This window comes from Geobacillus sp. ZGt-1 (assembly GCF_001026865.1).
Classification (GTDB): Bacteria; Bacillota; Bacilli; order Bacillales; family Anoxybacillaceae; genus Geobacillus; species Geobacillus thermoleovorans.
This window is the reverse complement of sequence record NZ_LDPD01000025.1, coordinates 146,880-159,666: the sequence shown is the minus strand read 5'-3', so window position 1 is coordinate 159,666 and position 12,787 is coordinate 146,880. Positions and strand designations below refer to the sequence as shown.

The following is a 12,787-nucleotide window of genomic DNA, read 5'->3' as shown; positions in this document are numbered from 1 at the left end:
GTAAAGCTTCAAATTGCATCGATACAGATTGCCAATGGACGAAAACCGATGGACGTCACAGAAAGGGGAGCGAACGATGAAAATCGAACGGATCCGAGGCGGCGTCTCGCTGCGGCGCACGATTGAAAGCGGAACGGAGGAGCAGCGGCGCGCGGTGCTTGATATCATCGCCAATGTGCGCGACCGCGGCGATGCGGCGCTGAAAGAATATACGGAACGGTTTGACGGCGTCAAGCTGGATTCGCTCAAGGTGACGGAAGAGGAAATGAAGCGCGCGCATGCGGCGATGGACGCGGAGATGCTGGAGATCATTCGCCAAGCGGCGGCCAACATTCGCGACTACCACAAACGGCAAAAGCGCGAATCATGGTGGATGACGAAAGAAGACGGCACAATTCTCGGACAAAAGGTGACGCCGCTCGATGCGGTCGGGTTGTACGTGCCAGGCGGGACGGCCGCTTATCCGTCGTCTGTGCTGATGAACGTTATTCCCGCACAAGTGGCGGGGGTGAAACGGATTGTCATCACCTCGCCGCCAAACAAAGACGGCACGCTCCCGGCTGGGGTGCTGGCTGCCGCCTATGAACTCGGCGTGACGGAAATTTACAAAGTCGGCGGCGCGCAGGCGATCGCCGCGCTTGCTTACGGGACGGAAACGATCCGGCCGGTTGACAAAATTTTCGGGCCGGGCAATATTTATGTGGCATTGGCGAAGCGGGAAGTGTTCGGGCATGTGGCGATCGACATGATCGCGGGGCCGAGCGAAATTGTCGTGCTGGCGGATGAAACGGCCCGACCGGATGAGATTGCGGCGGATTTGTTGTCGCAAGCCGAGCATGACGTGCGGGCGTCGGCCATTTTGGTGACGCCGTCGATGAAATTGGCGCTGGCGGTGGCGAGCGAAGTCGAACGGCAGCTGGAAACGCTGCCGCGCCGCGACATTGCCCAAGCGGCGCTCGAGAACTACGGCGCCATTTACGTCACCGAGACGCTTGAGGAAGCGGTGGATGTCGTGAACGAACTGGCGCCGGAGCATTTGGAAGTGATGACGGCAGAACCGCTCTCGCTTTTCGGCCGGCTCCGCCATGCGGGAGCGATGTTTTTCGGCCGCTTCAGCTCCGAGCCGGTCGGCGACTATTTCGCCGGGCCGAACCACGTGCTGCCAACCAACGGCACGGCCAGATTCTCAAGCGGCTTGAGCGTTGACGAGTTTGTGAAAAAATCAAGCGTGATTGTTTACAGTGAAACCGCATTGAAACAACATGGCGACAAAATCGCCGCCTTTGCCCGCCTCGAGGGGCTGGAGGCGCACGCGCGCGCCATTGAGGTGCGGCTCGAGAAAGGGGAATGAATGATGGCAAGGGAAGCGATGATCGCAAGAACGACGAACGAGACGAGCATTCAGTTATCGTTTTCGTTGGATGGCGAAGGGAAGGCGGAACTGGAAACGGGCGTGCCGTTTTTAACCCATATGCTCGATTTGTTCGCCAAGCACGGCCAGTTCGATTTGCACATTGAGGCCAAAGGCGACACGCATATTGACGACCACCATACGACGGAAGACATCGGCATTTGCCTCGGGCAGGCGATCAAGGAAGCGCTCGGCGACAAAAAAGGAATCAAGCGGTACGGCAACGCGTTTGTGCCGATGGATGACGCCTTGGCGCAAGTTGTGATCGACTTGAGCAATCGCCCGCATTTTGAGTTTCGCGGCGAGTTTCCGGCAGCGAAAGTCGGCGCGTTTGATGTCGAACTCGTGCATGAGTTTTTATGGAAACTGGCGCTTGAAGCGCGGATGAACTTGCATGTCATCGTCCATTACGGGCGCAATACGCACCATATGATCGAAGCGGTGTTTAAGGCGCTCGGGCGGGCGCTCGATGAAGCAACGATGATCGACCCGCGCGTCAAAGGCGTTCCGTCGACAAAAGGGATGCTGTAGCCGATGGAGTGGGGCGCCCCCCGTGGGGAAAGAGTTCCGCAGGCGCAGGAAAGGCGGTCGGATCGAGGCAGCGCTTCCTGCGGGAAAAGCTCCATGGATGCAGGAAAGGCGACCGGATGCCAAGGAGAGTCTGCACATGGAAGGAGCGCCGTAAAAAAGCATGCCGCCATACCGTTGTTCATTGAACAAGGGGATGGGCATGGATCAGGGAAGAAAGGAATGGGATGACGATGATCGGGATCATCGACTATGGCATGGGCAACTTATACAGCGTCAGCAAAGCGCTCGAGCGGCTCGGCTGTCCGTATGTCCTAAGCGGCGACAAAGAGGAGCTCGAGCAGGCGCGCGGGCTGATTTTGCCCGGTGTCGGCTCGTTTCGCGATGCGATGCACATTTTAAATGAGACAGGCCTAGCTGCTTTCATCCGTTCGGCGGTTGAAAACGGCACGCCGCTGCTCGGCATTTGTTTAGGGATGCAGCTGTTGTTTGACGAAAGCGAAGAAAACGGGCCGACAAAAGGGCTTGGCTTGCTTCGCGGCCGCGTCGTCCGCTTTCCGGGCGTCACGAAAACCGGCGAGCCATACAAAGTGCCGCACATGGGCTGGAACCGGCTCCGCTTTCATCGTCCGTCGCCGCTCCTTCGTGGCGTCGAGGAAGGGCATGTCTATTTTGTCCATTCGTATTATGTCATTCCAGGGGATGAGGACGTCGTGCTCGCGAGCAGTGAATATGACGTTGATGTTCCGGCGGTCGTCGGGCGCGGCTGTGTGTTTGGCACACAGTTTCATCCGGAAAAAAGCGGTGCGGTCGGCATGAGCATCTTGAACAATTATGTCGGCATCGCCACGGGAAGGGGGAACGGCTGATGGCGGCGTTTACGATTTATCCGGCGATCGATATGCGCGGCGGCAAGTGCGTCCGCCTGCTGCAAGGCGATTACAACAAAGAAACGGTGTACGGCGATTCGCCGGTCGCGATGGCCGAGCAATTCGCCGCTCAAGGGGCGGAGTGGATTCATATGGTCGATTTGGACGGAGCGAAAGAAGGGCGCCGCGTCAACGACCGGTTTGTCATTGAAGCGGCCCGTCGTCTTTCCGTCCATGTGCAAGTGGGCGGCGGCATCCGGACGGAAGAGGATATCGTGCATTATTTAGAAAATGGGGTCGCCCGCGTCATTTTAGGAAGTGCGGCCATTTCCGACCCGCCGTTTGTGAAAAAGATGCTCCAAAAATACGGCCGCCGCATCGTGATTGGCATTGACGCCCGCGACGGCTTCGTGGCGACGGAAGGGTGGCTTGCGACGTCGAACGTCAAGGCGGAAGAGCTCGGGCGGATGCTCGCTGAGGCGGGGGCGGAGACGTTTATTTTCACCGATATTGCGACCGATGGCACGCTGTCGGGCCCGAACATCGCCGCCGCGGTCCGGTTGGCCGAGGCGACGGGAAAAGAAGTGATCGCTTCTGGCGGCGTCAGCTCGCTTGACGATTTGCGCGCGCTCTGCCAATATGCTGGACAAGGCATCGGCGGCGCGATCGTCGGCAAGGCGCTTTATACGAATCAGTTTACGCTCGCGGAAGCGCTCAAGGCGGTGAACGAGCGATGATCACGAAGCGCATCATCCCGTGCCTCGATGTGAAAGACGGGCGCGTCGTCAAAGGAGTGCAATTTGTCCAGCTGCGCGATGCCGGCGATCCGGTGGAGCTCGCGAAGGCGTACGATGAGCAAGGGGCGGACGAGCTCGTGTTTTTGGACATTTCCGCTTCCCATGAAGGGCGGAAAACGATGGTCGATGTCGTCGAGCGCGTCGCCGCCCAGCTAGCGATTCCGTTTACGGTCGGCGGCGGCATCCACTCGCTTGAGGATATGAAGCGGATGCTTCGCGCCGGGGCCGACAAAGTGTCGCTCAACACCGCCGCGGTGCTCCATCCGACCTTGATCACCGAAGGGGCGGACTTTTTCGGCTCGCAATGCATCGTCGTCGCCATTGACGCGAAATACGATGAAACGCTTGGTTCATGGCGCGTCTATACGCACGGCGGCCGCAACGCCACGAACTGGGAAGTCGTCGCTTGGGCGCAGGAAGCGGTCCGTCTTGGCGCCGGGGAGATTTTGCTGACGAGCATGGACGCGGACGGCGGCAAAAACGGTTTTGATATTGAGTTGACGCGGCGGGTGAGCGAAGCGGTCCCGATTCCGGTCATCGCCTCGGGCGGCGCCGGCAAGGCGGAGCATTTCCTCGAAGCGTTCGAAAAAGGGAAAGCAGACGCGGCGCTCGCGGCATCGATTTTCCATTACAAAGAAACGTCAGTCGGACAAGTGAAAGCGTACTTGAAAGAAAAAGGGGTGAACGTGCGATGACGGCGGACATTCGCTTTGATGAAAAAGGGCTTGTACCTGCCATCGTCCAAGATGCGCAAAGCAAGGAAGTGCTCACGCTTGCCTATATGAACAAAGAGTCGCTTAAAAAAACGCTGGAGACCGGAGAAACATGGTTTTACAGCCGCTCGCGCCAAGAACTATGGCATAAAGGGGCGACATCTGGAAACGTGCAGCGCGTTGTCGACATCCGCTACGACTGCGACGCCGACGCCCTGCTCGTTCTCGTCGAGCCGGCCGGCCCGGCTTGCCATACCGGGTCGTATTCCTGTTTTTCCCGCTCGCTGGACGGCGCGGCGCGCACGCCGGCGGCCGACCGGTTTGCCATTTTGAACGAGTTGGAACAGATCATCGCCCAGCGCGACGCCGAACGGCCGGAAGGGTCGTACACGACGTACTTGTTTGAAAAAGGCGTCGATAAAATTTTGAAGAAAGTCGGCGAAGAAGCGGCGGAAGTCATCATCGCGGCGAAAAACCGGAGCCATGACGAATTGAAATGGGAAGCGGCCGACTTGTTGTACCATTTGCTTGTACTGTTGCGCGAACAAAAGCTGCCGCTTGACGCGGTGCTTGCGACGCTTGCCGAGCGGCACGCGCAAAAGGTGGAAGCGGGCGACAAAAAATAACAAGATGGTTAGGTGAGAAAAAGGAACGTCTGCCATCGCGCCGGCGTTCCTTTTTTGCACGGAAAAACCGCATTCCTAAAGTTTCTTGCTTGTTTTCGCCGCCGATATGGTATACTGTTGTTCGACGAATTTTACGGACGACGGAGGACAGAATGGGAAAACAACTGAAGCGATCATCACGAAAAGCGACGATTGTACCGTTCATCCAAAGCGGAGATTACTTTTTTAAAAAAGGAATGAAAGCATACGACCGAGGCGATTTGGAAAAGGCGAGGAAATATTTTGAGCGCGCCGTCCGTTTGGATGAGCGCGATGCCTCATTCGCCTTGCAGCTTGCCCTTGTGCTGTCGGAGCTTGGTGAATATCAATTTTCCAATCAATGGCTGTTCAAAATTATCCATGATTTGGACGAAACGATGTACGACTGTTTGTATTTTTTGGCGAACAATTTCGCCTGCCTCGGCTTGTTTCGTGAAGCAAGGCAATACGCGGAACGTTATTTGGCGCATGAGCCGGCCGGAGAGTTTGCCGACGATGCTGCTGACTTGCTTGAGCTGCTTCGGCTCGATGGCTCGGAATGGACGGAAGAAGAGGAGCAGCTGATGGTGCTGGAGGATCGGGCCCGCCGTTTGCTTGAGGAGGAGCGGTTTGCGGAAGCGATTGAAGCGCTTGAAGCGCTCGTCGTGCGCTATCCGGACGTTTGGTCGGCGCATAACAATTTGGCGCTTGCTTATTTTTACAGCGGCGATGTCGACAAAGCGAAACAGAAAGTGCGTGAAGTGCTCAAACGCGATCCCGGCAATTTGCATGCGCTTTGCAACGCGCTTGTCTTCGCCTATTACTTGCGTGAGGAAGAACAGGCGGCCGCGCTTTGCGAGACGCTGGCCGGTTTGTATCCGTTTTTTCGCGAGCATCAATACAAGCTCGGGGCGACATTCGCGCTTGTTGGGCGGTTCGATTTGGCGTTCCGTTGGCTGCACCGTTTGTATAAACAAGGCTTTGGCGGTGATGGGCCATTTTATTATTGGCTCGCTTGCGCTGCCTACTATACTGGCCATGAGCCGCTCGCTCGGCAAATGTGGGAGGTGCTTGCCACCCTCCATCCCGAAAAACGGGGTGAGGAGCCGTGGGCCGTTTCAGCGCCGGTGGATGAGGCGCTTATCCGCTTGATGGCTTGGCTGGAGGGCGACGAGCTGGCCGACCGTCTGTACGGATTGTACTTGTTCAGCCGCTCGCCGCAGGCGAAAGAGCCATCGATGTCGCTTGCGGTATGCCGCCTCTTGCCGTCCGATCCCCGTCTGCGCCCGTTTATCGACTGCTTTTTGTTCGGCTTAACCGACGGCCCGTCCGCTTGGGTGGCGAACATCGGCCGCATGGTCGATGCGCTTTCGGCGCATAATGAGGAAAAGGAAGCGCTCTGCCGCTTCGCCTTCGCGATGGCCGTCCATCCGTCGGCTGATCGCGAGCCATTTGCGAACGGAGCCGCGTGGGCGGCGATCGAATACATGTGGCGCCGACAGCAAGGAGAGCGTGTGACGCAAAGAGAGATGGCGGCCAAATACGGCGTGTCGGCGTCGACGGTGCAAAAATACGTGCAAAAAGCGCGCCGGCTCTATACATGAGCAAATCAATAGACAGGGCGAATCGACTTCTATACGATGAAAATGGAATGATTCTCAAGCGAGGGAGTGGACGGTGTGGCAGACGAAAAAATTTACGATGTCATTATTGCCGGAGCCGGGCCGGCTGGGCTGACGGCGGCTGTCTATACATCGCGCGCCAATTTGTCGACGCTGATGATCGAGCGCGGCGTTCCGGGCGGGCAGATGGTCAACACTGAGGAAGTCGAGAACTATCCTGGCTTTGAAACGATTTTAGGCCCGGAATTGGCGGCGAAAATGTTTGAGCATGCGAAAAAATTCGGCGCGGAGTACGCATACGGCGATGTGAAAGAAATCATCGACGGCGAGGCGTACAAAACGGTCATCGTCGGCGATAAAGAGTACAAGGCCCGCGCGGTTATCATCGCCACCGGAGCGGAATATAAAAAACTCGGTGTACCGGGTGAAGCGGAGCTCGGCGGCCGCGGCGTTTCGTACTGTGCGGTGTGCGACGGGGCGTTTTTCAAAGGAAAAGATTTGGTCGTCGTGGGTGGGGGCGACTCGGCGGTCGAAGAGGGCGTTTATTTGACGCGGTTTGCCAATAAAGTGACGATCGTTCACCGCCGCGACAAGCTGCGGGCGCAAAAAATTTTGCAAGACCGGGCGTTCGCCAATGAAAAAATTGATTTCATCTGGAACCATACGGTGAAACAAATCAACGAAAAGGACGGAAAAGTCGGCAGCGTGACGCTTGTGCATACGCAAACAGGCGAGGAACGCGAATTTCCGTGCGACGGCGTTTTCATTTACATCGGGATGGTGCCGCTCTCGAAGCCGTTTGCCAATCTTGGCATCACGAATGAAAACGGCTATATCGTCACGAACGAAAAGATGGAGACGAAAGTGCCGGGCATTTTCGCCGCCGGTGATGTGCGGGAAAAAACGCTCCGGCAAATCGTGACGGCTACCGGCGACGGCAGCATCGCCGCGCAAAGCGCCCAGCATTACGTTGAGGAACTGAAAGAAAAGCTCAATAAGCAAGGGGTCAGCTGATCCGGTAACCAAATCGCAATCAAATCGTAATGGTTATTTAACCCAGATGTAACACGGGCGCAACACATTTGTCGTATGCTATAAGTAAGTAATTGACCCCCTTTTATATAGATCCTTTTTGGCGCGGGCGTTTGTCCGCGTCTTTTTTTTCTTTGCCTGCGCGCTTGCATCCTGCCGCCCCGCTCGAAACGGCGGGGGATGGCGTCTTTCGGCTGGAAGCGGAATGTTGGGCCCCCGAGGTTTTTGCAGACGGGAAGCGGACGGTTTCCAGCGGTTTGAAGGTGGAGCGGCCTAACTATTTATGGTAAAATAAAGATGATTATGTGCGTGTTTGCGGATGGTTGGGGTGAACGAATTGCAACGGGTGACAAACTGCGTATTATATAAAGACGGCCAAGTGCTGCTTTTGCAAAAGCCGAGGCGCGGCTGGTGGGTCGCTCCGGGCGGGAAAATGGAGCCCGGCGAGACGGTGCGTGAAGCATGCATTCGTGAATACCGGGAAGAGACGGGCATTTATTTGAAAAATCCAGAGCTGAAAGGCGTCTTTACGATCGTGATGAAAAATGGGAATGAAACGGTGTCGGAGTGGATGATGTTTACGTTTTTCGCCGACGACTTCATTGGTGAAAACGTGCCGTCTTCCGAAGAAGGGACGCTTGCTTGGCATCAGGTGGAGACGCTTTCGACGCTGCCGATGGCCCCTGGAGACTATCATATTTTGGATTACGCCTTGAAAGGCAAAGGGGTCATGTACGGGGTGTTTGTCTATACAGAGGAATTCGAGCTGCTTTCATATCGGCTCGATCCGAGCTGATGGAGAGGAGGGGCGGAGATGGGACAAAACGGGGCGCTGCAGCCGATTCAGCTCGTCATCATCACCGGTATGTCCGGCGCGGGAAAGACGGTGGCGATTCAAAGCTTCGAAGACCTCGGCTTTTTTTGTATTGACAACTTGCCGCCGACGCTGCTGCCGAAATTTTTGGAGCTCGTCAAAGAATCCGGGAATAAAATGAACAAAGTCGCCCTTGTCATGGATTTGCGCAGCCGCGACTTTTTCGATCATTTGTTCGCCGCGCTCGATGAGCTGGGTGAGCAAGCGTGGGTCGTCCCCCAGGTGTTGTTCTTGGACGCCCAAGATTCGACGTTGGTGGCCCGCTACAAAGAAACGCGGCGGACGCATCCGCTTGCGCCGAACGAGCCCCCGCTTGAAGGAATCCGTTTGGAGCGGAAGCTGCTCGAAGAACTGAAAGGGCGGGCGCAGATCATTTACGATACGACGGGGCTCAAGCCGCGCGAGCTGCGGGAGAAAATCATCCGCCAGTTCTCATCGCACGCTCAATCCGGGTTTACCATCAACGTCATGTCGTTTGGGTTTAAGTACGGCATTCCAATTGATGCAGATTTGGTGTTTGACGTCCGCTTTTTGCCGAACCCGCATTACATTGAACATATGCGTCCGAAAACCGGGTTGGATGACGACGTATCGTCCTACGTGCTCAAGTGGGGGGAAACGCAAAAGTTTTTGGAAAAGCTCATTGACTTGTTGTCGTTTATGCTGCCGTATTACCAGCGCGAAGGAAAAAGCCAGCTGGTGATCGCCATCGGCTGCACGGGCGGGCAGCACCGTTCGGTGGCGCTCGCAGAATATATCGCCCGCCATTTTTCAGATGATTATAAAACGGTTGTCTCGCACCGGGACATGGAGAGGAGAAAGGACATACACCGATGAGAAACGAACGAGCAGCGAAACTGGTCGTCATCGGCGGCGGCACCGGGCTTCCCGTCCTGCTGAGGGGGCTGAAGCAGCATGAATTGGATTTGACCGCCATTGTCACCGTCGCCGATGATGGAGGGAGTTCCGGGCGGCTGCGCGATGAGCTGCACATTCCGCCGCCCGGGGATGTCCGCAACGTATTGGCCGCGCTGTCTGACGTCGAACCGCTCATTGTCGAGCTGTTCCAGCACCGTTTTCAAAACGGCAACGGCTTATCCGGCCATTCGCTCGGCAATTTGATTTTGGCGGCGCTCACATCGATCACCGGCGACTTTGTGAAAGCGATCCGTGAGATGAGCAAAGTGTTGAACGTGCGCGGCCAGGTGCTGCCGGCAGCGAACAAGAGCGTCGTTTTGCACGCGGAGATGGAAGACGGTTCCATCATCTCTGGCGAGTCAAAAATCCCGAGTGCGGGAAAAAAAATTAAGAGGGTGTTTTTAACGCCGGAAGACATTGAGCCGCTGCCGGAGACGGTTGATGCCATCCGCCGCGCCGATTTGATTGTCATCGGGCCGGGCAGCCTATACACAAGCATCTTGCCGAATTTGCTCGTGCCGAAAATCGGGCAGGAAGTATGCAAGGCGAAGGCGAAAAAAGTATATATATGCAACATTATGACTCAGGCCGGCGAGACGCCGCACTATACGGTGAGCGACCATGTGGAGGCGCTTCATGCTCATCTTGGCGGCCCGTTTTTGGACGCGGTGATCATCAACAGCGGAGCGATCCCGGAAGCGATCCGCCGCCGCTACGAGGCGGAGCGGGCCGAGCCGGTGCGTGACGACAGCAGCGGGCTTTCGTTGCAAGTCATCCGCGACGATATTGTCACGTACGAGGATGGGGTCATTCGCCATAATACGGCGAAAGTCGCCGCCCTTCTTCTCGGGCTTCTCCCTCACCGTTAAAGGCGGGACCCGAGTAGGCCGCAAAGCGCCATTATGGGCGGTGATGCTCCCGATGGCCGCGCCGAAAGTCAGGCACCTCCAACCGGCCGGATGCGGGGAACGAATGGAGGTGGAGCGATCGTGTCTTTTGCATCGGAAACGAAAAAGGAATTGACCCATTTAGAGGTGAAGCCTTGCTGCTTGCGCGCGGAGCTGTCGGCGCTTTTGCGCATGAACGGTTCACTGTCGTTTTCCGGCGGGCGAATGGCCATCGATGTCCAGACGGAAAATGCGGCGATCGCTCGGCGCATTTATACGTTATTGAAAAAGGGCTACGATGTCGCCGTCGAGCTGTTTGTCCGCAAGAAAATGCGCTTGAAAAAAAACAACGTCTACATCGTCCGCGTGACCGACGGTGCGGCTTCTTTGCTTCGTGAACTTCACATTGTCAACGGCGATTTTTCGCTCATCCATGACATTTCCCCGGAGCTCGTCAAGAAAAAATGCTGCAAGCGCTCGTATTTGCGCGGCGCGTTTTTGGCCGGCGGTTCGGTCAACAACCCGGAGACGTCGTCCTACCATTTGGAGATTTTTTCGCTGTATGAGGAGCATAACCGGGCGTTATGCGAATTGATGAACAGCCACTTTTTTTTAAATGCGAAAACGTTGGAACGGAAAAAGGGGTTTATTACGTATTTAAAAGAGGCGGAAAAAATCGCCGAGTTTTTGAACATCATCGGCGCCCATCAAGCGCTGCTCCGCTTTGAGGACATTCGCATCGTCCGCGATATGCGCAACTCGGTCAACCGGCTTGTCAATTGCGAAACCGCCAATTTGAACAAAACGATCGGCGCTGCGCTTCGCCAGGTGGAGAACATCCGCTACATCGACGAGACGATCGGCCTTGATTCACTGCCGGCCAAGCTGCGGGAAATCGCGAAACTTCGCATCGAGCATCAAGACGTGACGCTGAAAGAGCTCGGGGAGATGGTTGCCGGTGGAAAAATCAGCAAATCCGGCATCAACCACCGGCTGCGCAAAATTGATGAGATCGCGGAGCGGCTGCGGGCTGGAAAGCCGGTCGATTTCCATAAATCGCTGTAAAGGGGAGATGGAGAATGGTGGAAAAACAAGTGGAAGTGAAATTAAAAACCGGGCTGCAGGCGCGCCCGGCGGCGTTGTTCGTCCAAGAAGCGAACCGTTTTTCCGCTGATGTGTTTTTGGAAAAAGACGGAAAACGGGTCAACGCGAAAAGCATTATGGGCTTGATGAGCCTCGCCATCGGCCATGGAGCGGTGATCACGCTCATTGCCGACGGTCCGGATGAGCAAGAAGCGATCGAAAAGCTCGCCGCCTATGTGCAAAAGGAAAAGTAAAGCAGCGTGTGGGGCTGGCGGGGAAAGGAATGGAAAAGGCTGCTCCGTTTTTGTCGGAAGCAGCCTTTTTTCGTCAATGTCGGTGCAGGCGCAGCTCTATAGCGGTTCTACCAACGTGTGCATGCCTTATTTTTCATCAGCGCGCGTCAGCACGCGGTCAATGATGCCGTATTCCATCGCTTTTTGCGCGGTCATAAAGTTGTCGCGGTCCGTATCGCGCTCGATCACTTCGATCGGCTGGCCGGTGTTTTCCGATAAAATGCGGTTCAATTTGTCGCGCAAGAACAAAATGCGCTTCGCTGCGATTTCGATTTCCGTCGCTTGCCCTTGGGCGCCGCCGAGCGGTTGGTGGATCATGATTTCACTGTTTGGCAAGGCGAACCGTTTCCCTTTCGCACCGGCGGCAAGCAAAAACGCCCCCATGGAAGCGGCCATGCCGATGCAAATTGTCGATACGTCCGGTTTGATGAACTGCATCGTGTCGTAAATCGCCAGGCCAGCTGTGATCGAGCCGCCCGGGCTGTTGATGTACAAGGAAATATCTTTGTCCGGGTCTTCCGCCGCCAAAAACAACAGCTGCGACACGATCGAGTTGGCCACTTGGTCGTCGATCGGGCTGCCAAGGAACACGATTCGGTCTTTCAATAAGCGCGAATAAATGTCGTACGCCCGCTCCCCGCGGTTCGTCTGTTCGATGACAGTCGGAATCAAATACATCAAAAACGCCTCCTTTTCCATCCTAATGGATCAATATGTACGCCTTAATCATACACGAATGGTCAATGAAGGTCAAACAAAACGACCTTCCCCATTCTTTATAACATATTCGCGGCTGGCGGCAAACATCCCTTTTTTCATCATAACCGCTTTTTCGTTTTTTTAACCTGTTGCCCCGTTGATGGGGGAAGGAACAAAGGTGCAATTTTTCCTGCTTTTGATGGCATTTTTCCTCTTGCATTTTTGCGCGATCCTGCTATAATAGAACATGCGACGGAACGAAATAGAGAAATCATGAACTTCCATGCCCTCGTAGTGTAGTGGATAGCACGAGAGATTCCGGTTCTCTTAGCGTGGGTTCGAATCCTGCCGAGGGCGCTACTTGTATCCGACCTGTTCGGATCGGAATTCCTAAACTCCTTGATACGACCGCGTTTG

The 12,787-nt window shown here is 55.7% G+C and carries 14 protein-coding genes and 1 tRNA gene; 14 read left to right on the top strand and 1 reads right to left on the bottom strand.

All coding sequences use genetic code 11. The annotated features are described in order from the left end of the window. Positions 1-76 precede the first annotated feature (76 nt). The 13 genes from hisD (at position 77) to VU18_RS13400 (ending at position 11,632) form a co-directional block, all read left to right on the top strand. Positions 77-1,351 (top strand): histidinol dehydrogenase, encoded by a 1,275-nt coding sequence (gene hisD / locus VU18_RS13465; protein ID WP_014196732.1) that lies wholly within the window; start codon positions 77-79, stop codon positions 1,349-1,351. 3 nt (positions 1,352-1,354) lie between these two features. Further along, positions 1,355-1,942, top strand: a complete 588-nt coding sequence (gene hisB, locus VU18_RS13460; RefSeq protein ID WP_042381731.1) for an imidazoleglycerol-phosphate dehydratase HisB — start codon at positions 1,355-1,357, stop codon at positions 1,940-1,942. Between the two features lie 224 nt (positions 1,943-2,166). Further along, positions 2,167-2,808: an imidazole glycerol phosphate synthase subunit HisH gene (gene hisH / locus VU18_RS13450; protein ID WP_014196729.1), complete on the top strand. Its 642-nt coding sequence runs from the start codon at positions 2,167-2,169 to the stop codon at positions 2,806-2,808. Continuing rightward, a complete protein-coding gene (gene hisA / locus VU18_RS13445) occupies positions 2,808-3,545 on the top strand; it encodes a 1-(5-phosphoribosyl)-5-[(5-phosphoribosylamino)methylideneamino]imidazole-4-carboxamide isomerase (protein ID WP_014196728.1) in 738 nt (245 codons plus the stop codon). The genes hisH and hisA overlap by 1 nt, the downstream gene beginning before the upstream one ends. Beyond that, positions 3,542-4,300, top strand: a complete 759-nt coding sequence (hisF, locus tag VU18_RS13440; protein WP_014196727.1) for an imidazole glycerol phosphate synthase subunit HisF — start codon at positions 3,542-3,544, stop codon at positions 4,298-4,300. The genes hisA and hisF overlap by 4 nt, the downstream gene beginning before the upstream one ends. Continuing rightward, positions 4,297-4,944, top strand: a complete 648-nt coding sequence (hisIE, locus tag VU18_RS13435) for a bifunctional phosphoribosyl-AMP cyclohydrolase/phosphoribosyl-ATP diphosphatase HisIE (RefSeq protein ID WP_021321640.1) — start codon at positions 4,297-4,299, stop codon at positions 4,942-4,944. The genes hisF and hisIE overlap by 4 nt, the downstream gene beginning before the upstream one ends. Before the next feature lie 152 nt (positions 4,945-5,096). After that, complete coding sequence (locus VU18_RS13430) at positions 5,097-6,566, top strand: lipopolysaccharide assembly protein LapB (RefSeq protein WP_047758261.1); 1,470 nt, start codon at positions 5,097-5,099, stop codon at positions 6,564-6,566. A 75-nt stretch (positions 6,567-6,641) separates the two neighbouring features. Next, the gene (gene trxB, locus VU18_RS13425) at positions 6,642-7,598 is read left to right on the top strand and encodes a thioredoxin-disulfide reductase (RefSeq protein WP_011232538.1); all 957 of its coding nucleotides are present in this window, start codon (positions 6,642-6,644) and stop codon (positions 7,596-7,598) included. Between the two features lie 337 nt (positions 7,599-7,935). Continuing rightward, positions 7,936-8,412, top strand: a complete 477-nt coding sequence (locus VU18_RS13420) for an 8-oxo-dGTP diphosphatase (RefSeq protein WP_014196721.1) — start codon at positions 7,936-7,938, stop codon at positions 8,410-8,412. Positions 8,413-8,430: 18 nt separating this feature from the next. After that, on the top strand, positions 8,431-9,327 hold the full coding sequence (rapZ, locus tag VU18_RS13415; RefSeq protein ID WP_042381714.1) for an RNase adapter RapZ: 897 nt from the start codon (positions 8,431-8,433) through the stop codon (positions 9,325-9,327). Next, positions 9,324-10,277, top strand: coding sequence for a uridine diphosphate-N-acetylglucosamine-binding protein YvcK (yvcK, locus tag VU18_RS13410; RefSeq protein WP_011232535.1), 954 nt, complete (start codon positions 9,324-9,326; stop codon positions 10,275-10,277). The genes rapZ and yvcK overlap by 4 nt, the downstream gene beginning before the upstream one ends. 120 nt (positions 10,278-10,397) lie before the next feature. After that, complete coding sequence (gene whiA, locus VU18_RS13405; RefSeq protein ID WP_011232534.1) at positions 10,398-11,360, top strand: DNA-binding protein WhiA; 963 nt, start codon at positions 10,398-10,400, stop codon at positions 11,358-11,360. Positions 11,361-11,374: 14 nt separating this feature from the next. Then, positions 11,375-11,632 (top strand): HPr family phosphocarrier protein, encoded by a 258-nt coding sequence (locus tag VU18_RS13400; RefSeq protein WP_011232533.1) that lies wholly within the window; start codon positions 11,375-11,377, stop codon positions 11,630-11,632. A 126-nt stretch (positions 11,633-11,758) separates the two neighbouring features. On the opposite strand, the gene clpP is transcribed toward VU18_RS13400, so the two are convergent. Next, positions 11,759-12,349 carry an ATP-dependent Clp endopeptidase proteolytic subunit ClpP gene (clpP, locus tag VU18_RS13395; protein ID WP_011232532.1) on the bottom strand — a complete coding sequence of 197 codons (591 nt, stop codon included), beginning with the start codon at positions 12,347-12,349 and terminating at the stop codon, positions 11,759-11,761. Between the two features lie 306 nt (positions 12,350-12,655). Here clpP and VU18_RS13390 point away from each other — a divergent pair. Then, positions 12,656-12,727, top strand: a tRNA-Arg gene (locus VU18_RS13390). Positions 12,728-12,787: the final 60 nt, after the last annotated feature.

Coding starts and splice junctions, on each gene's coding strand:
- VU18_RS13400 (WP_011232533.1), top strand. CDS start 11,375: ATGGTGGAAAAACAAGTGGAAGTGAAATTAAAAACCGGGCTGCAGGCG.
- VU18_RS13430 (WP_047758261.1), top strand. CDS start 5,097: ATGGGAAAACAACTGAAGCGATCATCACGAAAAGCGACGATTGTACCG.
- hisB (WP_042381731.1), top strand. CDS start 1,355: ATGGCAAGGGAAGCGATGATCGCAAGAACGACGAACGAGACGAGCATT.
- yvcK (WP_011232535.1), top strand. CDS start 9,324: ATGAGAAACGAACGAGCAGCGAAACTGGTCGTCATCGGCGGCGGCACC.
- clpP (WP_011232532.1), bottom strand. CDS start 12,349: ATGTATTTGATTCCGACTGTCATCGAACAGACGAACCGCGGGGAGCGG.
- hisF (WP_014196727.1), top strand. CDS start 3,542: ATGATCACGAAGCGCATCATCCCGTGCCTCGATGTGAAAGACGGGCGC.
- VU18_RS13420 (WP_014196721.1), top strand. CDS start 7,936: ATGGTTGGGGTGAACGAATTGCAACGGGTGACAAACTGCGTATTATAT.
- hisIE (WP_021321640.1), top strand. CDS start 4,297: ATGACGGCGGACATTCGCTTTGATGAAAAAGGGCTTGTACCTGCCATC.
- hisA (WP_014196728.1), top strand. CDS start 2,808: ATGGCGGCGTTTACGATTTATCCGGCGATCGATATGCGCGGCGGCAAG.
- hisH (WP_014196729.1), top strand. CDS start 2,167: ATGACGATGATCGGGATCATCGACTATGGCATGGGCAACTTATACAGC.
- rapZ (WP_042381714.1), top strand. CDS start 8,431: ATGGGACAAAACGGGGCGCTGCAGCCGATTCAGCTCGTCATCATCACC.
- hisD (WP_014196732.1), top strand. CDS start 77: ATGAAAATCGAACGGATCCGAGGCGGCGTCTCGCTGCGGCGCACGATT.